The sequence below is a fragment of the Streptomyces sp. NPDC005722 genome (assembly GCF_040630935.1).
Lineage (GTDB): Bacteria > Actinomycetota > Actinomycetes > Streptomycetales > Streptomycetaceae > Actinacidiphila.
In genome coordinates, this window is sequence record NZ_JBEXYN010000033.1 from 43,484 (window position 1) to 66,114 (window position 22,631).

Here is a 22,631-nt window from a genome sequence, read left to right on the forward strand (position 1 = left end):
GTCAGGAGGTCACCGGTTGTAGGGGCACTCGACGTTCTCGGGCAGGCACATCTGGGTGTCGAGGTAGGAGGCGCTGACCCAGCCGTAGGTGCCGGCCTTGAGGCCGGTCTTGGTCTTCTTGTCGGTGCTGATGTAGTACCAGCTGCCCTTGGTGCAGCGGGCGGTGAGCCGGTCGGAGGTGTAGAGCAGCCCGGTGGCGGTGTAGCTGGTGCCCGGGCCGGTCCGCAGGCGCAGGCCGTTGGTGATCGGCCAGACGTCCTGGTCCTTGATGTTGGTGGTGCAGGCGCTAAAGCCGACGGCGGACGCGGTGGGGGCGAGAGCGAGCCCGCCGCCGAGGAGAAGGGCCGCGCTCGCGGCGATGGTGACGGCCTTGGTGGTCATGCGCATGGGGAGGTCTCCCGGTGGTGAGGTCTGATGGGGTTGCGGTGGGTCAGGAGCGTGAGGGCGGCTGCGAGGGCCGCGGCGGCGCACAGGTGGAATCCGCCGATGCGGCCGCCGAGCGCGGTGCCCAGTGCCAAGCCGCAGTTGATGGCGGACACCAGCCAGCCGATGGCCTCGGTGACGGTGCCGGGCGCGGCCAGGTCGGTCACGGCCTGGTAGCCGACGGTCAGAAGCGGTAGGAAGATCCCGCCCGGGGCGGCGATCAGCGCGAGCGCAAGGATCGGCGGCGGGTCCATGAGCAGAGGGATCCACGCCAGTGCGAAGAGTGCGGCGAGCGCGTGGAGGTGGGTGGTGCGGCTGCCGGGCCAGGCCCAGCGGCCGTAAATGAGGCCGCCGGTGATCCCGGACAGCGACAGGGCCGCCGGCAGGGCGCCGGTCAGCCACAGAGCGTCGTGCCGGTCCGCGGATACTGCGGCCGCCACGTTCAAGGCCCCGAGGGCCACGCCGACGCAGAAGTAGGCGGCGAGGACCGCTGTCATCCCGGTCGGCCGCAGGGCTCCGAGCAGGTCGCGGTCACGGCGGGGCTGTGGCTGCCAGCTGCGGGAGGGCCGTGAGGTGGCGACCCCGAGGGCACCGGCCAGGCCTACCACCGTGACGGTGAGCAGAGCGGCGCCCGGGGAGATCGTGGTCGCCAGCACCGTGGCCAGGAGCGGGCCGACCACGTAGACGCCTTCCTGCGCGCTGGAGTCCAGCGCATACGCGGCTTTCACCGCTGCCGGACGCCCGCCGAGCACTGTGGGCAGGAGCGCGCGCAGGCATGACTCCAACGGTGGGCTGGCCACGCCCGTGACGACCACACACACGGCGGCCGGCCACCTGGTGGCGTCCAGGAACACAACCGCGACCAGCGCCGCGGCCGACACGGTGGCGCCGCCGGCCAGCGGCAGCGCCTGACCCCGCGCATCGGCCAGCCGCCCGAGCAGCGGCTGGCTGAGCGCGGCCGCCAGCCCATAGGTCGCGGCGAGGATCCCCCGCTGCGCCAGACTCGCCCCGTCGGCGGCCGCCACGAAGAGCAAAGCCACCGGTGTCATCCCGCACGGCAACCGCCCGACGTGCGTGGCCAGCATCAGCCGCGCCACGTGAGGAGTGCGCAGCACCGCGCCATAGCCGACAGCCACTGGGGCTGCGGCCAGGCGCCGTGGCCCTGTTGCGGGCAGAGTCATCGCAGCGAGCTCCTGGCGAAGAGAGGGCGGACAGCAGTAGTCCGGAGAGGCAGCGGAGTACCGTCCTGGAGGATGAACCGTCAGTAGGGCCAGCCGAAGTCGCGGGAGTCCCAGGTGATGAGGGGGCTGGAGACCCAGCCGGTCCGTCCCTTGGCCAGACCGGACTTGCTCTTCTTCGTCAGGTAGCCGTACGCCCACTGGTTCTTGGCGGCGTAGCACTGGACCTTGAAGATGTAGCCGTCGCTCTTGTAGAGCAGCCCCACCGACGTGTAGCCCGTCGATGGCCCTGTCCGCAGGTTCAGGCCGTTGGCGTTGACCTTGAAGGTGACGTCCGTCGGGTTATAGGTGCAGGCGCTGGAGCCGACGGCCGATGCGGTCGGGGCGAGCGCCACGCTCCCCCCGACGATGAGGGCCGCCGCGGCGGCAACCGTTGCGGCTGTGTGCCCGATCTTCATAGTGGATCCCGTCCCTGCCGTGTCTACGCCCTGGTGGGCGAGCAGCAGTCGCATGGAAGAAGTGGAGTGCGATGGCCGCAGCCGGTGGATCGTCCCGTTGAAGACCGGCTTGCGGCACCGCGTGACCACCACTGGACCGCGAATGGGAAGGGCGCATCAATCAGAAGCGGCTACACGCAGTTCCCGCTTTCATTCTTCGAAACCGAAAAGGCTTCATTTTCAGGCTTCGGAAACGATGCGACGTGTATGCGGTTAGCGTGAGGGCATCGCACATTCCGCTGCTTGAAATTTCTCTCCGATGGTGATTTCAATCAGTGGAAATGGTCGGCGGTCGAGGCTCTCGACTGTTTAAGCGCTCTGGGTACCGGGGGGGACCGCCTGTGTTCGGTCACCAGGGGCCAGTTGGGCTGCAGTTGAACGTCTGGTTTGCCGGACACGCTGGCGGCGGCTCCTGAGCCACCTGGTCAGCGAAGGGCGCGCAGGATGGCCTGCTGTTAACGAGCCGCTCTAGTAGGGCTTTGTTAGGTGGTGTCGTAGGGCTGCCATGGGGTGGGTTGTCGGCAGGTTGGGCAGGTGCCGGTCCAGGTGGCCAGGAGGTGTTGGAGCAGGTCCAGGGCCTGGTAGAGGGTCAGGCCCTGGCAGGGGCTTTTGGGCAGGTTCGTTGCTCGGTCAGGAACAGGTGAGCTGTCCGGTCGATCAATGCGCCTCGTGCTCGGGCCCGTCTGCGCCGGATGCGGATTCAGGCAGCGGTGATCGGCCGTAGCTTCTCGCCGACGGCGCGGCCCGCGACAATGTGGGTATGGATGCTGCTGAAGACCCTGTAGCCGTGGTTGCATGCTTGCTGGATGAGCCGTGGGACGGCAGGTGGAACAGCCTTGCGGTGGCGGGCGTCGATCTAGTGTCGATTTACACCCGGATGGAGGGCTGCACGTACACGTGGATCACCAATGGCGGCTCCCTCCACGAGCGGGGGATGGCGACCGTGAGGATCATCTCTGACGAGATTGAAAGGGTCCTTCCCGAGCTGGCTGAACATGACAGCGTGCACGTATGGACTCGGTTGCACCGGATGGCTCAGCTGATGGTCGCTCACAACAACGCACCGGTTGAGGCGAGTTCCTAGGAACTCTCCGGTCGGTCATGTGCGGAGCCAGAGGACGAGGCTTGCCGCCGTGATGGTGCCGAGGAAAACGTAGCCACGCTTGTCATAGCGGGTGGCCACTGCTCGGTGGTTCTTGAGCCTGTTGATGGCTCGTTCGACGGTGTTGCGCTTCTTGTAGCGGGCGTCGTCGAACCCCGGTGGCCGGCCGGCGTGTGCGCCCTTTCGCAGGCGGGTGGCCTGGCTGTCGGCCTTCTCCGGGATCGTGTGCGGGATGCCCCGGCGTCGCAGGTACTCCCGACACGGTCGGTTGCTGTAGGCCTTGTCAGCGGCGATGCTGTCCGGCCTATCGCAATGCCGCCAGGTCTACTGATGGGGCTCAACTCGAAGTGGGCCTCTGCTTCGACCTGTGGGGATCGTCGGCTACCGCGCAGTTCACCGTCGTCAGGTGCATGTAGGTGCGCGGCGGAACCCCTATGCGGCGTCGACGGCTTGGGGAAGGTGCTGAGACCAGATCGTCCGGGCTTGATCCCCGGTCTGCGTCGACGCCGTCACCATTCCGGTCTCCGACCAGCCGCAGAAGCAGCCCACAAAGAACCCTGGTCCCCCCTTTTCTCCGGGCACCTTCATCAGAGCAGGCCAGTGCCCATCGAGAACCTGCTGGCCATGTCCCGTGCGCTTGCCGTCTTCCCATGTACCGCAGAAGAACTGCACAGCGTCGCAGGGTGTGTACACCCAACCCTGCTCGGCAGCGTACTGTTTGACGTCCGTTTCGTTGGCGAACGGCGTCGTGAGCGTTGCGGCGCACTGGGGCCAGTCGCACTCGAGAACGTGCTGTACACGGATCATGCGGCCAAGCTACACACTCGCTGACTGCCGGACCGCTGTTGTCACGCTCGGCTGCTCCGCACGGGTGATACGGATAGCCTCGACGGATCACCCTGCTGTCAACCGTCCTCCCCCGCTTGGTCGGAGAAAGCTCGTCTAGGAGCACCTTGGGCGCGGGTGGGGCACGATCACTTCGGCTGTGTTGGTTCGTGAATGAGATCCCGGCAGAGTGCATCGATCGCGCGCCTGGTGACATGCGACACCGTGACGAGATGGCTGCGCGTTCCCTCGCTGGCCAGGTGCCAGCGGTCCAGAACCTGCCGGGATGGGCGATCGAAGACGACGGTGATGGACGACTCGTCAAACCGCCACGGGTGCCACCCGAGCGCCTCGAGCCGCTCGACGGCGTAGGCGGCGGTCTCCTGGCAACGGCGTACTTGGGCGCAGAGTCCGGCTTCGCCGGTGCGGCGGAGCGCGGACCAGGCGATGAGGGGTGCGAGGCCGCTGCGGGAGCAGCTGAGGGTGCGGTCGCTGATGCCGCCAACGTACGCGCCGGCGTGCTGGTCGGGGACGAGTTCGCTGCGGGTGAGGACGACTCCGGCGGGCACGGGGCTGCCGATGACTTTGTGGAGGCTGATCTGCAGGCTGTCGCTGCCGGCGTCGAAGCCCCAGGAGCGGGGGGTTGGGGCGTAGGCGGCGAGTAGGCCTCCGCAGGCGGCGTCGGCGTGGACGTGGACCTCGCCGGCGGCGGTGGCCGCGGCCCGTAGGGCGATTGGGTTGTCGCATGAGCCGGTCATGGTGGTGCCGATGGTGGCGAGCACGATCGCGCCGCGTGGGGCGAGGCGGCCGCTGAGGGTGTCGCGGCGGCGGCGGGCGCGGCACGCGGCGTGCAGCGCTGCGGGGTCCATGGATCCGTCGGGGAGGCTGGGGATGGTCACCAGTTCCACGCGTAGCAGCGCGGCGCATTTGTGGACGGAGAAGTGGGCTTGGTCGCTGGCGTACAGCGGTGCGCGGGGCAGGCGGCGGCGTGCGGTGTAGAGGCCGGCGAGTAAGCCTTCGGTGCTCGAGGCGGTCATGTACCCGTAGGTGTCTTCCGGTTCGCCTCGAGCGACGCGGGTGAGGAAGTCGACGACGGCCTGCTCGTACGGCTTGGTGTGGGTGACATCGTCCGGGTCCCCCGCGGTCGGGTCGCCGACGTTGTTGGGGATGACGGCCAGGGCCGGGGCGAGGTCGGTGAAGTCGAATGCGCGGTTGCCGGGGTAGCCCAGGATGCGGGGATTCTCCCTGCGGAGCCGGTCGACCAGGTCCAGGACCTGCCTGGTGTCCTGGCCGGAGTCGTGCGGCAGGCTGCCGATCTGCAAGGTCGTCCGGCCGGTGGTGGGGAGGGCGTCGTCCAGAACGGTCATGGGCGGGGGCCTTTGATGCTCGAAGGCGGTCCCCGCGGCTGCGACCAGTGGGCGGGGGCTGAGCCCTCACTGTTGTGCTTGCGGAATCACGGCGGCAACGGCTGGCGGAAGCGGCGCGGTGTGGCTTCCGGTGCGCGGAACGCGAGGCTGGTGATTTCGCTGGGAGAAACCAGGGGCCACTGCTCGGATGGCCGGTGCCGTCCCGGGAGGGGTGGGACGGGGCACCGGCCACCGGCATCGGGTCCGACGGGAGGATGCGGGCCCGGGCTTCGGAAGACGAAGGTGGTCCAGCCGGGGCGTTTAGCTCCGAAGAGCCCCCAGTTGCACCGGCCGGACCACTTCCGACGGGAGCTCACGCCCACCGGAAGCGCCTTCGCTCGCCAATTTGGGGGTGCCGGCGAACTGGACCGACCACGCCCCCAAGCGGGACGGTCCTAGGCTGACCCGATCGCACCTCCAAGAGGATCGGACCAGTCCTTCATTCCCCCGGCGGAGGGTCTGCCGTCCCCGCCGGAAGTCGTGCGCCCGGGCGTTGGCCCGGGAGATCGGGACCGGCGCCCGCCAAGAGGGAGGCGGGCGCCGAGTGAGACCACTGTTACGTACGCGGCTCACGAGGGCCATGGGGCAGACGGCCTCGCACGGGTCTCTTTCCATCGTGTGGAAAAAGCCCGCCATCGGATTTCACTTCGGCGCTGTCCGTCGCCGGAGGTGTGGCGGCGAGCGCCCGGGTCATGAGGCCTGCCAATTACCGGCGGTCCGGCTGAGCGCGGCAGCCGTTGCCTTGATGGCCGCGATGTACTCCTCGGGCGGCTCGGGCATCTCCTGTGCGGGCTTGAGTAGCAGGACGCTGCCCATCACCGAGTCGTCCCAGAAGATCGGTGCGGCCACCGAGTGCCAGCCGGCCACGCACTCCTCATATCCGGCGGCGTAGCCGGTATCGCGGATGGCGGCCAGTGACGCGTGCAGTTCGTCCTCGTCCCGGAATGCGCCCGGGCCCGCCCGGGCGGGGATCGGGGCGGCGAGGGCCTGCTTCTGCATCGGCAGCGGCAGATAGGCGAGGATCGCCCTGCCGGGCGCGCCAACGCGCAGGGAGCGGGTGATGGAGAGCATGTCGCGGGGTGTCCAGCCGAGTTCCAGCGCGTCGTCGCCGACAGCCATGTCGACGCACTGCCGGCTCAGGCCGAAGGGGCTGGCCATGTAAAGGAACACCAGGCCCTTGTCAGTGGCGCGGTGGAGTTCCTGCAGTTCGTTGGTGGTGACACCGTCGTGTCCGTATGCGACGGAGGCCTGGAATCCGAGGCGGGCGGTGCCCGGACCGAGACCGTAGACGCCGCGTTCGGGTCGCACGAAGTAGCCGTCATAGACGCCCGCTGACAGGATTCTGCTGACGGTGGAGTCGTCCAGGCCGGAGGCTTTTGCCAGCTCGGCGAGGCGGGCGGTGGGGCGGCCAATCGTGGCGAACGCGGCCTGCACAGCGAAGACGCGGCCTGACCGACTGCCGCCGCGACTGCTGCCAGCCTGCTGGATCCCCATTTACCCCCGAGCCCCTTCTCTCCTGCACTATCGGCCTCGGTGTGAGGCCGGGCGTCGTGCTGCTGGTCTGGTCTGGAGTGGTGCTGTGTTGTTCACCCGGGGCTGGGGTGCCCCGGGGCTGGTGCGTGTGCGGGCGTACTTCCGGCGAGGGTGCCGGGCGGCGCTGGGCCGCGCGGCACCCTCCGCCGTCACCAGCCGATGTCGTTGGTGGTGACCCGGACGTGCGCCGACGATGCGGCCTGCGCCTTCCAGCCGATGTCGCTCCAGCCGATGTCGCTGGCGCGGTTCGTGGTGGTGGTGTGGGCGGCAGCCGCTCCGGCAACTCCGAGCGCCACGAGAAGAGCGGCGGCCAGGGCAGCGGAGGGCAGCTTGATACGGTTGATCATTTGTGGTGTTTCCCCTCTTCAGCGGACCTGCGATGTCGACGACGCAGGCGGTGGCCCCACCCCGAGTGCACCGATGCGGAAAGCATCGGTGCACGTTTGTGAAGCCACCCTTAGGCTGGCTCAGCGCACTACGCCAGATCAACGGATGGCCGCGCGCGGATATCTGCATTGCGCGAAAATGAACCGGCATATGTAATGAACGGGGCATATACGTGAGCGAGTTAGGGAAGCCAGAGCTGTCGCCTGAGGCACGTGAGCTGTACCGCGAGGCAGTGTCGAAGGAAGTAACTGGGGCCGACGGCAAGGGATTTGAGGAGCTGTTGTCCCTGGGGCTGATGGTGGACGATCCCCTCCGGCCAGGCTTGCACATCCCGGCGGAGCCGGAGCGGGTATCCCGGACGCTGCGCAACCGCGCTGTCGAGACGCTCGCGGATGTCACGGCCTTCCTTGAGCAACTGCCGGATCTCGAGGCGGCTGTCGAGGACGAGTTCCGTCGTGCGCAGCGTACGAACACCGCGGCTGTGGAGCTCATCCTCGACTGGGATCAGATCAACGGCAGGCTGGCGCGGGCCACCGACGCCACCGAGCGCGACGTCATCACCTCGCACCCCGGCCGGCGTGATCGGCTGCACATGTCTCAGATCCGCTCGCGGGATGAGCAACTGCTACGGCGCGGCGTGAAGCTGCGCACGCTCTATCACCACACCAACCGGCACGATCACTGGAACCGCAAGTGGGTGGCCTTCGTAACGGAGCTCGGAGCTCAGGTACGGACGGTTCCCACCCCTATCCCGAAGATGATCATCTTTGACAGCCGTGAGGCCTTCATCGGTGTCTACGAGGACGGTCAGCTGCAACCGGGGGCGCTGCACATTCGGCACACGGAAATCGTCGAGTTCCTCCGTACGGTCTTCGATCTGCAGTGGGAGAGGGCCGACCCGTGGGTGCCGGGGGCGAGTGAGAGCCCGGAGCCGGGTGGCGACTCTACGGAGAACGGCAGTACGCCGGTCACGACGCCGGAGCACCGGTCGATCCTGTGGGGGCTGTCTCAGGGCAAGTCGCAGAAGCAGGTGGCCAAGGAGCACGGCATGAGCGAGCGCACGCTGATCAGCCGTCTCAATGTGCTCAAGGAGCGGTTGGGCATACCGACGCTTCCCGCGCTGATGTACTGGTACGGAACGTCGGACGAGCGTCACCTTCAGGACTGACATGCTCTGGACAGGTGTGGCGCGGCCCCGTGTCGCGCCGCACCTGTCCAGCGCACGGTGGTCAGACGGTGGCGTCCAGGGCGAGCTTGCGCAGACCCGGGCCCTGGGCTGCTTCCAGGTCGAGATGGGCCTGAGCCGCCTGTGCCAGCGGGTAGGTCTTGCCCGGCGGCAGGACCAGCGTGCCGTCGAGCACGGTGGCGAACAGGGCGCGCAGGCCCATGGCGAGGCCGATCCGGTCGCCATACAGGTGCGGCAACTGGAATCCGCAGATGCTCAGGGACTGACGCAGAAGCAGGTCGAGGCCGATCGGCTCGGCATCCACCGGCGGATGCCCGTACATCACGACCCGAGCCCCAGGTGCCAGGGTGGTCAGCAGGGAAGTGACGGTCCGCCCTCCGCCGAAGTCGATGACAGTGTCGACCGTGCCGCCGGCGGCGACGGTGACCTGTTCGCCCGAATTGCCGGCCGTACTGTCCACGACCGCGTCGGCTCCGAGCTCCCGCGCATGCTCTCCCTCTGCAGGGTGCTGGACGAGGGCGATGACACGAGCGCCGAACCTCTGGGCCAACTGGATCGTCAGCACGCCGACGGCCGAGCCCGCCTCGGTGACGACGATGGTCTCGTTCGGCTGCAGCTGCGCCGCAGTGAACAGCGCGTGCCAGGCCGCGATGCCGTCCCGGACGAGCGCGAGTGCCTGGAAGTCGTCGATGCCGGCAGGAACGTCCCAGCACGCGTCCAGCGGCATGAGCACCTTCTCCGCGTAGCCGCCTCCGTCGATCAGGCCGACAACCCGGCGGCCGTCGTCCGCCATGCCCACCACCTCGGTGCCGAGCGTGCGAGGCAACGGCCCGCCTGCGATGGCGCCGGTCCGCGCGAGAACATCGTCGGCGCTGACACCGGCAAGAGACACATGCACGCGGACATGGCCGGTACGCAAAGCGGGCTCCTGGACATCCTCCGACTGAAGGACGCCGGGACCGCCATGTTCACGCATGACGATGGCGCGCACTGTGCTTGTCTCCTCAACTGGCGGGGCATGGGGACCGGTCCGCCGACCAGGCTAGGGCATAGGGGCACTCCAACATCAGGGCCCGAACGGCCTCTCTTTTCTCACCGGGTGAGAAATGAGGTTCCGTTTCTCACCCAGCGAGAAATGACGGGAGCTGCTTTCTCGCCCGGCGAGAAACGCATTCCTGTTACCTGCGGGGCATGTGTTTCTCGTTGACGCGTACGTTGTATTCCACCTACAGTCACAGACCGCTTTGCTGGAATGAAAGGCTCACAACTGGCCATGCCGCATGGGCGGTAGAGGCCTCCACAGGGGGTTAGTGACGATGCCAGAAGCCCTGAAAACCTCAGGTCAGACCCGCAGTGCCGCACAACGAGGCTTTGCTGTACTGCGCGTGCTGGGGCAGTTGGAAGCCACCAGGCCGTCGGCTGACGGCAGTTACTCGTTGACCGAAATTGCCGTTGCGGCCGGAATTCCCGATGCGACCGCACATCGCAAGCTGAACGAAGCAGCCGACGAGGGCCTGGTCCTGCGCACGGAACGAGGCCGCTACGCACTCATGACGTGGAACAGCGGGCGCCTGGCGCAGCTTCCGCCGCTGCCCACGGTGACCGACACGGTGCTGACGCGGGTTCAGCAGGCCACGGGGCAGATCGTGATCCTCTACGCGGCCGAGCTGGTCGGGCATCCCTTGCGGGTGCGCCGCGGTCAAGCCCTGGGCACCAACCGGTCGGTGATCGACACCGCCCCGTCTTCCGTGCAAGCCGCGATTGACATGGCCCTGCTCGAACCGGTCGCGGACGACCCGGTGGCGCTCGCTGTCCTGGCCCACCTGGACAGCAGGTCGGCCCTGCTGTCGCCCTTACTGAGGGGGGTGCGGGACCGCGGCATGGCCATCGGTCCCTCCCCCCTGCCCGGCTGGGTGGCGCTGGCCGTCCCGATCTGGCGCCGGGAGATCGTCACCGGGGCCCTGGCCCTCGTCGTGCCCGACACACAGATGCGGTACGCGTACTGCCGCAAGCGCTACGTCGACGTGCTCACCAAGGCCGCGGCGTCGCTGAGCCACCACACGTCCCGCGCCGCCGGGCAGGCGGCCGCCGCCGAAACCGAACCGGTGCACACCGCGGTGTGCGGGCGCAGCGGTCGCTTCGAGCGGGCCTCGGCCTGAGGCCCTGGTCATGCGGAACGAATCGTCTCTCGAACGGTCCGACCACCTCGCTGAAAGAAGGAGCTCCCCGGTGGCACCCTCTGTGACCCTGACGGCAGCGCCGGAGCGAGCCAGCAGCACCGTGCAGCGCACCCTTGCCGTCCTCGATGCACTCAGCGAGCCCGGACCGCACCCGCTTGCCGAGATCGCGGCGCGCGCCGGACTGCCGGCACCGACCACCCACCGGTACCTGCAGGCGCTCATCCGCGAGGGCCAGGTCCGGCAATGCGACTACCCCCGCGGCTACTACGCGCGCCTGGCCGACCCGGTCCGCACCGGCACGGTGCAGCCGCTCGAGGAACTCCCCCTTCGGATTCCCGGCCGCATCTCGCAGGCCATCCGCGCCGAACTGGTCTCCCTGCAGGCGACGACCGGGCAGATTGCGCTGCTGTACTCCCTGGTCGGCGTGTCCATGGTGCGGATGTGCACCGACCGTGTTCCCGGCCCGCACATGGCGGCCCTGTTCGCCGCTCCCCCACCTCAGCAACAGGCTCTGTGGCAGGCCCCGCTCAACGCCGACACGTCGGGCCTCGTCATCAGAGCGTGCCTGGAGAACCAGCCCTCCCCGCGGATGCGGATCGTCCGCGAACAGGGATACGCCGTCGGGCCCTCGCCGCTGGACGGCTGGCACGCCCTGGCCGCGCCGCTGTGGTGCGGGCCCGCCGTCGTCGGATCGATTGCCGTCCTGGCCCCCAGCCGCATGGTGCAGCGCCAGGCTCTGTGCGCCCGCTACGTCCACGCCCTGATGGACAGCGCCGGCGTCGTCAGCCGCCACCTGTTCCGCCTGGAGACCCGCCAGGCCAGCTGACGCCAGGCCGGGGAAAAGAGTGAAGGAGGTCCTCGGGCCATGAGCCATCCGCGGCCACATCTAAACACCAGGATTCGCGGGCCAACCAGCGGTTGGCCCGCAGCTCGGCGTATGCACTACGCCTCGAGCCGCACATAACAAACGCCTGCCGAGTGCCGACCTCGACAGGCGTCTTACCCGGCCAACGGCCGGCAGTCACCGCCCTTGCCCAAGGGCGGAACCAGCGTTCTCAACACAATCCCGCTGCCACACGGGGTTCTTGCACGCCCAAGGAGGGCGCGCCCGTCCATGATGCAGCATGCCCGCGCGCGGAACCAAGTAGTTCCGCCAGCCAAAACCACAACTGTCCAAATCGACGTCTGGGCCACGACAGTTGACGTCAAGCCCGTACGCCTTATCCGGGCCCACGCCGACCAGGAAACCGCCACCACGGCCTCACGCCGGGTGCGCCGCTACAACTTCCTGCGCGCTGCCTGCTGGGCCATCGGCGCCGGCCACCATCCCAAAGCCTCCACGACCACGGTGCGCGTCGCCGAGGACCTCGCGGCCCGGATGAACGCCGACGGACACGTCGCCTACGGCCGCGCTCGCATGGCCAAGCGCCTCCAGCTCAGCCGCCGTACCCTCGACCGCCACGTCTCCTACCTTCGCGAGCTCGGCCTGCTCGCCTGGTTCGTCCACGGCAGCCGCACCAACACCCGCTGTGCCGCAGGCCTGCCGGGCTGGGCCGGGACCGCCACGATCTACGCTGCCACCGCCCCGCCGGCCTGGGACCACGCCATGGGCCACCGCATCCGCGGCCGCGGCTACACCGCACGCCTCGTCGGCTACACGCCCGACGGCCGTGACCGTGCCTTCGGCGAAGCCCGCCTCGCTGCAGCTGGCCGCCGCCCCCGGCGTGACACCCCTTCCTGTAGGCAGTACCCCAGGAGACAGAAAGCCAAGGTAGGAGGGAAAGAGAAGAACACCGCTGCGCGGCACCAGCGCGCTGCGCGCTGCACCTTGTTCACCCCCCAGCAGACTGCCCACGCCGTGTCGATCGCCGCATGGGTCCGGCCGCGAGTCTCATGGGCGCAGCGCGAGCAGCTGCGCCGCCTCGCTTTCGCGCTGCGCCCGCTCATCGCCGCAGGTCTGTCACGCGAGGCTGTCGTGGCCGAGCTGCACTCCTGGTGGCTGACCTGGCGACCGCACTCCCCCGCCGCCTACATCACCTCCCGCCTGCGGGCCTCCGCAGCGCAGACCGAGCCGGCGCAGGCCGATGACCCGCCGGCTGAGGCGGGGACCGGTGCACCGCCCAACGTCGCGTTCGGGCAGGCACTCGCCCAGGTACGCGACCAGTGGCCACCGGCCACGACCACCAGCGCCCAGCACGACGACAACGCAGCAGCGGTACCGGAAGAACCTGGGCATGTGATCCGGCAGCGGATCCTCGCCTCGTTCACACAGGCCGACACCGCCCGCCTCCCGCAGGGCCCGCAGGACTGCTCCACGCTGTCGGAGTGGGAGGACCTGCTTGATGACCGCAGTCGCGCCTGGTGGTGGAGGTCGACGTCATGAACGCGTACGGGTCGTCCCTGTCAGGCGCCTTCCGGATGCGGAGCCCCCTCCTCCGGGCGTGGGTGCAGGAGGTTGCGCAGCACCGGCGGGATCATGCCCGGCAGGTCCAGCAGTTCCCACTGGCACCCGGGGACGTGGGCGTCCAGCTCGCGCAGCTTGCGGCGGAAGAGGAGCAGCGTGATGGCGATGCTGGCCTGCGCAGAGGTGTTCCACCGGCGGTCGCTCAATCCGACCGACAGCAGGCCACTGGCGCAGAGGAAGCGGCTCAGCAGCCACTCCAGCACGGCGTCACCGAGCTCGTCCCGGGCCAGTTCCTCGCTGACACGGGCGTGCAGGTCCGTCGCCCAGGACCGCAGGTTGGCGGCGCCTGCCTAGGACAGGCGGAGTTCCTCGAGGGAGGCCTCCTTTACCATCTCCGCGAGCCACACGCGTGCGTCGCCCTCGGGAATCAGGGTGAAGCCGCCGTCCTCGCCGAACACCGCGGCCGCGTCTGGCGCGTCGTGATGCGTGAACTCCGCTTGCGAAGCGATCGGGTTCGGGCCCGCCGGCTGCATGGTGCGGACGAAGTCTCCGATCCCCTGGACCGTGACAGCAGGCCCGCCGCGCAGGACCATGTGGACACCTAGGGACGTGGTCTCGGGATGCAGCTTCCATGCCTCGCGCAGGCCGTGCAGGGATTTACTCGCGGGGGCGTGCCGGCACCGGCCTCGGGGACAGGGGAGCGCTTCCCACCTCACCTGCAGACGACCGAGTCACCTGGCAGAGGCCGGGCCAGGACGGCCCGCGTGCCGGCCGGGGCGAGCTCAGCCGCGGTAGGTCGGGTGAAGGGCTTGCCGAGCTTGGTCGGGCGGGCGGTGGCCGTCTGGAAGACGAAGTCCTCGTCATCAGTGCTGAGCTGGCCGGGACGGCCTCACGCCCACTGAGACATGTCACGATGCCAACTCGTGAAGCTGCTGGGGCCAGTTCGGAAGAAACGCGGTCTCCGCGACCGCCGCGCCAAAGGGCGACGGCTTCGAGCACGCCATGAACCTGCCTGTCGAAGCGTCACTACGTGTGTGCATGCTGGCGCGCATGATGGACCTGGCCCTGAGCACGTGAAGGTGCACTTTCGCTGTGAGACGGAAGGCGACTGGCCCCGGTCGGATGGGTCGTGTGCCGGGTGCGCAGTACCGCGCCGTGGTCGACGGACGGCGGCCTCTCCACCCGCGTCGCGGGCGTGTCGTTTCGGGAGAGGGAGGGCATCAAGGACGTGGAGCGGTCCGGAAGCGTGCGTCGCGGTGACACACACATTCTGACCGACATCAGGGGGGATTCGGCGATGGATGTGCTCGGTCTTGCCGGACAGGGGATCAGCCTGATCTCGTCACACCTGTCCGACGTGGCGGCCGGTGCTGTGTCGCGCATGGGCGCTGAAGCCGCCGATCAACTCTACGAGATGATCGGCGAGCGACTGCGCGCCACGCGTTTGGGAAGTGCCGCGCTCGAAGGGCTTGAGGAACGCCCCCACGACACCGATTGGCAGAGAACCGCCACCTCCGTACTCGCGGAGGCGATCGAGCAGGATCCGGAGTTCGCCCTGGCGCTGCGGAACGCTGTCGAATCAGCGGCAAATTCGCGGGGGCAGGCGCATACCGGTGGCAGCGCTCATCACCAGGTCCATCTCGACGGGCGCGTGGACAATCGCCGGGGCATCATCGCCGGCGGTGACGTCGATCAATCCCGCAGACGCAGAATCATTGTCGTCGGCGGTGGGTTGCTGGCTGTCGTTCTTGCCGGTGGCCTGGGAACCGTCCTGCTGCTCGACACCGGCCCGGAGCAGGCTCCCAACGCCTCGGTCGTACCTTCGGTCGCACCCACCATGCCGTCAGGCGACACATCCGCCGCATCGTCGGCGGATGCTTTGACCACGGCACCGACGGATGTGACCTGGAAGCTCTTGGCGACGGCTGAGGGGGACGAAGCGGACTACTACGGGATCGCGATTCCGTTCTCCGCCTCAGCCGGGCCCCGCCGGGTGAGCGGCGGCATCGCCGCGGGCTACGCTCACACGCCCACCGGCGCGCTCATCGCCGGTGCGCAGATTGGCGTCAGGAGTGGGTACAGCTTCGGGCGATCGTCGTGGGAGCCGACGATCACACATCAATTCGTGCCGTCCCCAGACCGCGACCGGCTTCTCGCGTATCTGCGAGGGGAGGCCACCCTGCCCCAGCCGGTGCAACAGGGAACGCTGGCACAGATCAGCGGCTATATCTACCAGTCGTACACACCGGACACCGCGGTGATCGGGCTGGTATTGAGGACACCCACCGCCCGCCTGATGGTGACGGTGGTCACGCTCAAGTGGCGCGGGAACGATTGGCGGGCGGTGGCGCCGCCGGGCGGGGTGTGGACCTCAGTGCAGCGAACACTCAGCGGGACCGTCGGCGTTGTCCCGTGGGGGGCGAGCAGCTGACCTCGCCTGCCGCGTGAAGCGTACGGTCCTCCACCCCTGCTCGCTGTGTGCCACAGCAGGGAGATTCCCCGCCCGGTCCAGGGGCCGGCCCCTTGGGTTCGGGCGGCCCGCCGGACGATCTGCCACGGCCGCTGCTCTTCTTCAACGGTCGGTCGCCGTGCCATGACCGGCTCCGCCATCTTCGCCCTCGTCCTCAACAGCGAACACGCCGGCATCGACGACCAGCTCCCGAGGCCGCCACCGCCCGGCGGGCCTGCCCCTGCCCGCACCGTCTCCATCGGCCAGGTCGAGGGCGCCATGAACTGCTGCAACCGGAATCGATCACCCGGTGACCAACTGCGTTCCAAGCTCTCGGCGCGGGCGTCCGGCGGACGGGCGCCGGACGGGTACGGGGAAACGGCTCGTTCCTAAGCGACCGTGAGCACGATCTTGCCCTGGATGTGTCATCGGGCGGCGCGTTCGTGTGCGGCGTGGGCATCCGCGAGCGTGAACGTGCTGTCGATCGCGACGCGGACCGTGCCCGCGTCGAGCAGGCGGCCCAGTTCGGCAAGCTGTGCACCGTTCGAGCGGACCTGAGTGCCCGTGACGGTGACGCCCAGCCTCAGGGTCTCCTCCTCGTCGAATTCGCCGAAGAACACGGGGAACTGGGCGCCGCCGCGTTTGAGTGTGCGCAGGAGGCGCTTGCTGTCGGGGCCACCCACGGCGTCGAGAACGAGGTCGATGTCGTGCACGACTTCCTCAGGGCGGATCTTGGTGTAGTCGATGAACTCGTCGGCGCCGAGGTCGCGCAGGAACCATTCATGTGCGCCCGAGGCCACCGCGATGACACGTGCGCCCTTCCATTTCGCCAGCTGCACCGCGAAGTGCCCCACGCCGCCTGCGGCGCCGTTGATGAGCACTGTCGTGTCGGCGTCGATTGGCACCGGACGATGCTGCGCCGCCTGGAAGGGCGAGGGGTGATCGTGTCCGAGTTCGATCAGGAACTGCCACGCGGTGAGCCCGGCCATGGGTGCCCCGGCGGCGTGTACGTGATCGACGCCGGCCGGCTTGAGGGCGAGGTCCGACGCAGGTGCGGCCACGTACTCGGCCTAGGTGCTGCCGTCGAAGCTGGGGAAGCGAAGAAGGCCGAAGACTTCATCGCCGAGGGAGAAACCCTCCACATCCGCGGCGACGGCCTCCACGACGCCCGACAGGTCCGTCCCCGGAATCACGGGCAAGCTGAACTTCGGCCTCACTTCCGGAGGCAGGTTGGACATCCCATCGCGCAAGTACCAGTCCGGAGGGTTGATGCCTGCCGCGTGCACGCGCACGAGCACCTCGCCCGGTCCCGGCTGGGGGATCGGCACCTCGTCGTAGCGCAGAACCTCAGGGCCGCCGTGCTCGTGGAGCCGGACCGCCCTCATGGTGGTGTGTTTCGGCATCGTTTTCTCCTGCCCGTGATGCGGGATACGATCATTCGGATCAGCGATCCACATAGGTGGAGCACTGATCCGAATATATGGACCACTGATCCGGATAGTCAAGAGGGACAGATGCGGGCCGACGCCAGGAAGAACCGCGACCACCTGCTCACAGTCGCGGGCACCGCCATCGCCGAGCAGGGCGTCGAGGTGTCACTGCGCGACATCGCACGCCGGGCCGACGTCGGCCTGGCGACGCTGCTTCGGCACTTCCCGACGCGCGATGCACTGCTCGACGCTCTGCTCCACACGAGCTTTGAGGCGCTGACGGCCAAGGCATGCGTCCTCGAAACGTCCGACTCGCCCGACGAAGCTCTCGTTTCCTGGCTGCGCGACTGCGTCGCGTGGACGACCGAGTACCGGGGTGTGACCGTGCTGATGGCGGCCGCCATCGAGGACCCGGAATCCGCACTCCACGCCTCGTGCGTCGCCCTGCGCGCGGCCGGTGCGCGGCTCCTCACGCGCGCCCAGGCCACGGGCATGGCGCGGAGCGACATCGACGGCGCCGACGTGTTCGCGCTGGTGGCGGCGCTCGCTTGGCTCGGCGATCAACCGGCGCTCGCGCCGCGCGCCGGCCACCTCTTCGACGTTGTCGCAAGCGCGATCCTGACCGGCGCGGCGAGTGGTGATGCCGAGAGGGGAACGACGGACTCGCGCCCGTAGCCGAAATCGCTTCGGGATCCGAACGTGGTGGTCGTCCTCATGGCGGATGCGGACCACGGCCCCTTCGAGGAGTTGCTCCTCGAAGGGGCTTATGCCTGGCGTCGACGTCTGGAGGGGCCCAGAACGCTGGTCCCCTCCAGCACCCACGCGGCGCTCGGTGACAGCACAGGGGGAAAGGCGCCCACCTCCCTCGAGGCCCGCGCCGGTGGCAGGCGTCTGCGGTCATGCGGTCAACCACTCCGGCGGCCCTGCGTCAGATGCGGACGCCGAACTGGAACGGCATGTTGTTGATCGACTCGTAGCGCACGACGGTGCCGGTACGCGGCGCGTGCAGGACCATGCCGTTGCCGGCGTAGAGCCCCACGTGGTGCTGGTCGCCGTAGAAGATCACGAGGTCGCCGGGCATCAGCTGGCTCATCGACAGGCGGGTGCCGGCATTGGCCTGGGCCTGCGAGGTCCGCGGCAGCGAGACATCGGCCTGGGCGTAAGCCCACATGGTGAGGCCCGAGCAGTCGAAGGAGGTCGGACCCGTGTGCGTGTAGACGTACGGCATGCCGATCCGGGTCTGGGCGGCCGCTAGGGCGGCGGCGGCGCGGCCGGAGGCCGGGGTGTCGTTGCCCAGGTCGGCGTGCTCATTGCTGCGGGCGGCGCGAGCGTCCTCCGCGGCGACCGCGGCGCGCTGAGCGGCGGTCAGCGAGTTGAGCAGCCGCTGCGTCTGCGCCAGCTTGCCCTGGACTTCCTCTTTCTTCCTGCCCAGTTCGGTGCGGGTCCGGCCGAGCTCGGAGAGCTTGCTCGCCGCCTCCGCCTTCTGCTGGTCGAGCGTGCGCTTCTTCTGCGCGATCTGCCGCAGCACCTCGGCCTGTTTGGTGCTCAGCGCCTGGAGCGTGGACGCCTTTTCGAGGTAGCTGTCCGGGTCCGAGGAGAGGAAGACCTGAAGCGAGGGGTCGATGCCGGCGCCGCCGCAGACAAGCCGCGCTCGGCCGACTGACCCCCGTCGAATTCGAGACCGTCATGACCACACCGGCCCTACAAGCCGCGTGACCCAACCTGTCACCCAACGCTGCACCAGACCCACACCCTCGGACGCCGGGGCAACTGCTGCGCCCTCGGGTACAGGTTCGCCCTCCAGCTTCGCAGTGACCAGCTCGGTCATGGCGTCCCGGTACCGATCTCGTAGGGCCGCGAGGTCGACGTCCTGTGAGATGGCGTCCATCAAGGCCACGGCCATCTGTACCTCCTGCGGCCGCACGGTGACATCGCCCGGCGGCGCGACGCCCTCGGCGGGACGCACCTCGTCCAGCCATCTGAGGACCTGGATCGCCAGCATGTCTTCCCGCGCCCTCAGCAGAGCCAGTGGCTCATGATTGCCGCTGCGCAGCGTGATCTTCGTGACGGCGGCCTGACCGGCTGTGCGCATAGCGTCACGCAACAAGATGTACGGCTTGCCGGCAGCTGGATCAGGACTGAGCCAGTAACCCTTCCCCAGACGCAGCGGGTCGACGGTCTTGGCGTCGATAAAGCCCACGACGTGGATCTGTTTGATCGACGGGAGCGGGAGTTGTGCGAGGTCATCCTCGGTGAGGACGACGGTCCGGCCCTGCGGATCGGTGTAGCCGCGAGCGATCTGCTGGGGGGGCACCTCTTGTCCGCATACCTCGCAGGTCCGGCGTAGTCGGATGCGGCCTGAATCGGCGGCGTGGACCTGGTTCAGCGTCACGCCCATCTCCTCGACGGTGGAGTGGACGGTGACGCTGATCGACACGAGTCCGAAGGTGATCGCGAGCCTGGCAATGGACGGCGGCATGGACTCATCGCACCCGGCGTGACACTGCCCTGCATTCCGAGTAGACCCACATGGGGGCCGCTGCTCGCACGGGCGCCGCCCGGGTCACCGTCCCGCCGCCGGAAACACGAAGTGGGGTCGGCCTCCACCTGGAGGTCGACCCCACTCGAGACGGTACGAGCCGTCTCTGTCGTCCAGCGGTTAGGCTCGAACGATGTTCTCCGCCTGGGGGCCCTTCTGTCCCTGCGTCACGTCGAAGGTGACGTGCTGGCCCTCCTGCAGTTCGCGGTAGCCGTTGCCGGCGATGTTGGAGTAGTGGGCGAACACGTCCGGGCCGCCCCCGTCCTGCTCGATGAAGCCGAAGCCCTTTTCCGCGTTGAACCACTTCACGACGCCAGATGCCACTGTGTTCGTCCCTCACATACTGCTGATGCGGCGCTCCTGTGGGATGCGCCGGTGGGCCCCCGTTCCGGGCCGCGGCTCATGCATACCCGATGGTGCGACACCTTAGCCAGCGGATACGCCCGCGTCGGTGCAGACGGCTCGTTCGGGTGGTCTGTCCCCGTACCGGTCCCATTCAGGCCGCGATCTTCGCTACTCAAGAAGCTCTGAGGAAGATCACGGAGAAGGGAACGGGGTATGCGGACGGAGTCGCAACGGCGGTTGGCGGTCGCCCTGGCTGCGGGGTTCGTGCTGGCGGGGAGCATGGCGACCCAGCAGGTCCCGGCAGCCGGCGCCGACGGTGTCCCGCTGAGGGAGGCGATCGCGGCGCTCCCGGTCATCGGTGAGGATCGGCTCGGCTACCAGCGCACAGCGTTCCGGCATTGGGTCGACGCCGACCGGGACCAATGTTCGACGAGGTCGGAGGTTCTGCTGGCGGAGGCGGTCACGCCGCCTGGCGTCGGAGCCGGCTGCGTGCTGACCGGTGGCCGCTGGTACTCCTACTACGACGCCACGTACGTCAACGGGCCGTCCGGGCTGGACATCGACCACGCCGTGCCCCTGGCGGAGGCCTGGGACTCCGGCGCTTCCCAGTGGACCGCGGCGCAGTGGCAGGCGTACGCCAACGACCTGGATGAGCCGCGGGCGCTGGTGGCGGTCACCGCCCGCACAAACCGTTCAAAAGCCGACAAAGATGTCGCGGAATGGATGCCACCGTACGCCGCCGCGCGCTGCGGGTACCTGGTCGACTGGGTCACAGTGAAGACCCGCTGGCACCTGGCCGTCGACGACATTGAGCGCGATGCACTCGTACGAGAAGCCGCGGCATGCCCGGACCTGCCGATCGTCACCACGCCGGCGGACACGCCACAGCCGAGCTGAACCCGGCGAGCCGCGCAGGGCCGGCGGGTAACGTAGTGCGGTGAGCAGCGCAGATGATAGTGACGGTGTCGGGCCATGGGTGACGGTCCGGCTGCCCGACGGTCAGGACCTGCGCGCGATGGTGCTTCAGCGACGGCTCGAGCACGACGGTTCCTGGTGGTATGAGGTCGTGATCACCTTGCTGGAGAGGGGCGACGTGCACGGCGTGATGAAAGCGGTGCCGGCACCGGTGTCGTTCTGGGCGCCGTCCGCGGCCTGCACCCCGCTCGAGGGGGAAGACTACTCGCTCGTGCCGACGACCCGGGCCGGGCACGCCGCGCGGTGGCTGGTCGAGCGGCGCGTGCAGGTACCGGGCCCAGAGGTCCCGCTGCTGCTGGTGCACCGCGGCGACTGCGGCAGTCTCCGCGGTGGCCGGGAAGAGGTTGATCCGCAGCGGGCATGGCAGGCACTGCAGCGGCCCGACGCTGCGCAGTGCGCGGTCTGCCGGCCGGAGCGCGCGCTGATCGCGGAGCTGCAGTCGCCACGATCCCCGTAGCACTGCTGCCTACGGCTGAGCCTCTCACTCTCAGGGCGAAGTGCCCATGACGATGGGCCGCCCTTCCCTCCCATCGCTTCTCCTGGAAGCGGCCCTGGATCCTTGAAGTCGTTGTCTTGCTGCACGTCACGAAGGACGGCCGTCATAAGCCTTTCCGCCGATCACTCCGAGCGCGGCCGCTTGGACGCCACGCTCCCCGACAGGGGGTGCGGCTGGGAGTGGGAAGCGGTGCACCGCGTCCGGCCGTTGGCCCCGCTGGCGTGCCCGGAGTCCGGCCGCGAGATGCGCGCCAAGGTCTCACCGTCGGGAATGCGGTTTTTTGCCCACGCTCCAGGCTCCCTGACCTGCTCCCTGGCTGAAGAGTCGATAGAGCACCGCCTGCCGCACGCCACGCGAGGCGAGGTGGCAGGCCAGGCGCTGGTGGTCGTCTCCGTGGAGCGAGGCGATCGCGCGCAGCCGCTGCCAGGCCGTCTTGAGCTTGTCCGCCCAGTCCCGCAGCGGGGACCCCGGACTCCCACACGAGGCCGTCGAGGATCTCGATTCGCCACGGCGCGATGTGGTTGCGCAGCGCCAGGTTGACCTCCGCTCCCCCGGCCCAGGTAGTGAAGGTGCTGCCAGGTTGGTTCGGGTAGGCCCATGCTGCGTCGCCGGCGACCGGGGCCGGCAGCAGCCCGACGTGACTCCAGCCTTCGGGCACGGTCACCCGGATCTGCCAGTGCGACGGCTTGTACAGGACGCTGATCTGTTCCTTCTCCGACCACGAACGGAAGGTGGCGGCGCTGACCCGCTGTGCGGCGCACCTGCGTCTACCTCCCCGGGTGCCCGCGCGCCGGGAAGCGTACCCGGCAGCACTGTTTCGGGCTGGACGCCCTATCGTGGACCCACCCGTCCGTCGGCGCTACACGCGGTGCCGACGACGGTGATCATTCGCGATAGGTCGGCCGACAGGTGCTCGGGGCCCAGCGTCACAATGCACGGCACTTCTGACCAGGCCGTAGCCGGACGCGTCAGCGCCACGACTCCCGCGTCCCACCATGCGTTTGCATCCATGCCGCGTCTGTCGAAGGCGACTGGCAACGCAGCTGAGGGGAAGCAGCCCGGGCTCGAGACAGCTAGCCTCTGACCATCAAGTCAACCGTCCGCTCATGGACCACACATGGCCGGGCCCTCGCTCGCGATCCCTGACACGCTGCCAGAAGGTAAGAGTCTGGGCGAGGCATGACGCGAATAGGGCAGAAGGAACACTCCAGCACCGTCTGGGAGGTAGGCACGCCGGAGTACAGCGAGAGCCCACAGCGCACCTCACAGCTCACCG

22 protein-coding genes and 3 pseudogenes are annotated in these 22,631 nt (G+C 68.6%); 10 read left to right on the forward strand and 15 right to left on the reverse strand.

Translation table 11 applies throughout. The features are described from left to right. Positions 1 to 9: 9 nt before the first annotated feature. From ABZ479_RS29825 to ABZ479_RS29835, 3 genes are all read right to left on the reverse strand, one after another. Complete coding sequence (locus tag ABZ479_RS29825; RefSeq protein ID WP_500464451.1) at positions 10 to 387, reverse strand: SH3 domain-containing protein; 378 nt, start codon at positions 385 to 387, stop codon at positions 10 to 12. Continuing rightward, on the reverse strand, positions 378 to 1,604 hold the full coding sequence (locus ABZ479_RS29830; protein WP_500464452.1) for an MFS transporter: 1,227 nt from the start codon (positions 1,602 to 1,604) through the stop codon (positions 378 to 380). The genes ABZ479_RS29825 and ABZ479_RS29830 overlap by 10 nt, the downstream gene beginning before the upstream one ends. Before the next feature lie 80 nt (positions 1,605 to 1,684). After that, on the reverse strand, positions 1,685 to 2,059 hold the full coding sequence (locus ABZ479_RS29835; RefSeq protein ID WP_500464453.1) for an SH3 domain-containing protein: 375 nt from the start codon (positions 2,057 to 2,059) through the stop codon (positions 1,685 to 1,687). 799 nt (positions 2,060 to 2,858) lie between these two features. Between ABZ479_RS29835 and ABZ479_RS29840 the strand changes: the two genes are divergently transcribed. Continuing rightward, positions 2,859 to 3,182: a hypothetical protein gene (locus ABZ479_RS29840; RefSeq protein WP_500464454.1), complete on the forward strand. Its 324-nt coding sequence runs from the start codon at positions 2,859 to 2,861 to the stop codon at positions 3,180 to 3,182. A 15-nt stretch (positions 3,183 to 3,197) separates the two neighbouring features. On the opposite strand, the pseudogene ABZ479_RS29845 reads toward ABZ479_RS29840, so the two are convergent. The 5 genes and pseudogenes from ABZ479_RS29845 to ABZ479_RS29865 form a co-directional block, all read right to left on the reverse strand. Next, positions 3,198 to 3,506, reverse strand: a pseudogene (locus tag ABZ479_RS29845) (transposase); the annotation flags it as partial. A gap of 126 nt (positions 3,507 to 3,632) precedes the next feature. Continuing rightward, the gene (locus tag ABZ479_RS29850) at positions 3,633 to 4,007 is read right to left on the reverse strand and encodes a hypothetical protein (protein WP_500464455.1); all 375 of its coding nucleotides are present in this window, start codon (positions 4,005 to 4,007) and stop codon (positions 3,633 to 3,635) included. Positions 4,008 to 4,174: 167 nt separating this feature from the next. Then, complete coding sequence (locus ABZ479_RS29855) at positions 4,175 to 5,392, reverse strand: pyridoxal-dependent decarboxylase (RefSeq protein WP_500464456.1); 1,218 nt, start codon at positions 5,390 to 5,392, stop codon at positions 4,175 to 4,177. 729 nt (positions 5,393 to 6,121) lie between these two features. Then, positions 6,122 to 6,925, reverse strand: coding sequence for an IclR family transcriptional regulator (locus tag ABZ479_RS29860; RefSeq protein ID WP_500464457.1), 804 nt, complete (start codon positions 6,923 to 6,925; stop codon positions 6,122 to 6,124). A 188-nt stretch (positions 6,926 to 7,113) separates the two neighbouring features. Beyond that, complete coding sequence (locus tag ABZ479_RS29865) at positions 7,114 to 7,311, reverse strand: hypothetical protein (RefSeq protein ID WP_500464458.1); 198 nt, start codon at positions 7,309 to 7,311, stop codon at positions 7,114 to 7,116. Positions 7,312 to 7,583: 272 nt separating this feature from the next. Here ABZ479_RS29865 and ABZ479_RS29870 point away from each other — a divergent pair, with 272 nt between their 5' ends. Further along, the gene (locus ABZ479_RS29870; RefSeq protein ID WP_500464459.1) at positions 7,584 to 8,519 is read left to right on the forward strand and encodes a hypothetical protein; all 936 of its coding nucleotides are present in this window, start codon (positions 7,584 to 7,586) and stop codon (positions 8,517 to 8,519) included. Between the two features lie 61 nt (positions 8,520 to 8,580). Here the strand turns inward: ABZ479_RS29870 and ABZ479_RS29875 are convergent, their stop codons facing one another. Continuing rightward, entirely contained in the window at positions 8,581 to 9,528 is a 948-nt protein-coding gene (locus ABZ479_RS29875) for a quinone oxidoreductase family protein (protein WP_500464460.1), read from the reverse strand. Between the two features lie 325 nt (positions 9,529 to 9,853). Between ABZ479_RS29875 and ABZ479_RS29880 the strand changes: the two genes are divergently transcribed. The 3 genes from ABZ479_RS29880 to ABZ479_RS29890 all read left to right on the forward strand — a co-directional run bounded on the left by ABZ479_RS29880 (position 9,854) and on the right by ABZ479_RS29890 (position 13,100). Next, positions 9,854 to 10,696: a helix-turn-helix domain-containing protein gene (locus tag ABZ479_RS29880; RefSeq protein WP_500464461.1), complete on the forward strand. Its 843-nt coding sequence runs from the start codon at positions 9,854 to 9,856 to the stop codon at positions 10,694 to 10,696. 70 nt (positions 10,697 to 10,766) lie between these two features. Then, positions 10,767 to 11,543: a helix-turn-helix domain-containing protein gene (locus ABZ479_RS29885; protein ID WP_500464462.1), complete on the forward strand. Its 777-nt coding sequence runs from the start codon at positions 10,767 to 10,769 to the stop codon at positions 11,541 to 11,543. Between the two features lie 288 nt (positions 11,544 to 11,831). Beyond that, positions 11,832 to 13,100, forward strand: coding sequence for a hypothetical protein (locus tag ABZ479_RS29890; RefSeq protein ID WP_500464463.1), 1,269 nt, complete (start codon positions 11,832 to 11,834; stop codon positions 13,098 to 13,100). A 20-nt stretch (positions 13,101 to 13,120) separates the two neighbouring features. Here the strand turns inward: ABZ479_RS29890 and ABZ479_RS29895 are convergent, their stop codons facing one another. Beyond that, positions 13,121 to 13,384, reverse strand: a complete 264-nt coding sequence (locus tag ABZ479_RS29895; RefSeq protein WP_500464464.1) for a hypothetical protein — start codon at positions 13,382 to 13,384, stop codon at positions 13,121 to 13,123. Between the two features lie 87 nt (positions 13,385 to 13,471). Then, a complete protein-coding gene (locus ABZ479_RS29900) occupies positions 13,472 to 13,714 on the reverse strand; it encodes a hypothetical protein (RefSeq protein ID WP_500464465.1) in 243 nt (80 codons plus the stop codon). 545 nt (positions 13,715 to 14,259) lie between these two features. Between ABZ479_RS29900 and ABZ479_RS29905 the strand changes: the two genes are divergently transcribed. Then, the gene (locus tag ABZ479_RS29905; protein WP_500464466.1) at positions 14,260 to 15,552 is read left to right on the forward strand and encodes a DUF8175 domain-containg protein; all 1,293 of its coding nucleotides are present in this window, start codon (positions 14,260 to 14,262) and stop codon (positions 15,550 to 15,552) included. Positions 15,553 to 15,714: 162 nt separating this feature from the next. After that, on the forward strand, positions 15,715 to 15,963 hold the full coding sequence (locus ABZ479_RS29910) for a hypothetical protein (RefSeq protein WP_500464467.1): 249 nt from the start codon (positions 15,715 to 15,717) through the stop codon (positions 15,961 to 15,963). 32 nt (positions 15,964 to 15,995) lie between these two features. On the opposite strand, the pseudogene ABZ479_RS29915 reads toward ABZ479_RS29910, so the two are convergent. Continuing rightward, positions 15,996 to 16,973: pseudogene (locus ABZ479_RS29915) on the reverse strand (NADP-dependent oxidoreductase). Positions 16,974 to 17,084: 111 nt separating this feature from the next. On the opposite strand from ABZ479_RS29915, the gene ABZ479_RS29920 reads away from it, so the two are divergent. Continuing rightward, a complete protein-coding gene (locus tag ABZ479_RS29920) occupies positions 17,085 to 17,675 on the forward strand; it encodes a TetR/AcrR family transcriptional regulator (RefSeq protein ID WP_500464490.1) in 591 nt (196 codons plus the stop codon). Positions 17,676 to 17,928: 253 nt separating this feature from the next. On the opposite strand, the pseudogene ABZ479_RS29925 reads toward ABZ479_RS29920, so the two are convergent. The 3 genes and pseudogenes from ABZ479_RS29925 to ABZ479_RS29935 all read right to left on the reverse strand — a co-directional run. Next, positions 17,929 to 18,666 (reverse strand): annotated as a pseudogene (locus ABZ479_RS29925) (C40 family peptidase); the annotation flags it as partial. 18 nt (positions 18,667 to 18,684) lie between these two features. Next, the gene (ku, locus tag ABZ479_RS29930; RefSeq protein ID WP_500464468.1) at positions 18,685 to 19,479 is read right to left on the reverse strand and encodes a non-homologous end joining protein Ku; all 795 of its coding nucleotides are present in this window, start codon (positions 19,477 to 19,479) and stop codon (positions 18,685 to 18,687) included. A gap of 180 nt (positions 19,480 to 19,659) precedes the next feature. Then, a complete protein-coding gene (locus tag ABZ479_RS29935; protein WP_500464469.1) occupies positions 19,660 to 19,863 on the reverse strand; it encodes a cold-shock protein in 204 nt (67 codons plus the stop codon). A gap of 300 nt (positions 19,864 to 20,163) precedes the next feature. On the opposite strand from ABZ479_RS29935, the gene ABZ479_RS29940 reads away from it, so the two are divergent. Both ABZ479_RS29940 and ABZ479_RS29945 read left to right on the forward strand, forming a co-directional pair. Further along, complete coding sequence (locus ABZ479_RS29940; protein WP_500464470.1) at positions 20,164 to 20,781, forward strand: HNH endonuclease family protein; 618 nt, start codon at positions 20,164 to 20,166, stop codon at positions 20,779 to 20,781. 40 nt (positions 20,782 to 20,821) lie between these two features. Continuing rightward, positions 20,822 to 21,316 (forward strand): DUF6233 domain-containing protein, encoded by a 495-nt coding sequence (locus tag ABZ479_RS29945; RefSeq protein ID WP_500464471.1) that lies wholly within the window; start codon positions 20,822 to 20,824, stop codon positions 21,314 to 21,316. The last annotated feature ends 1,315 nt before the right edge of the window (positions 21,317 to 22,631 follow it).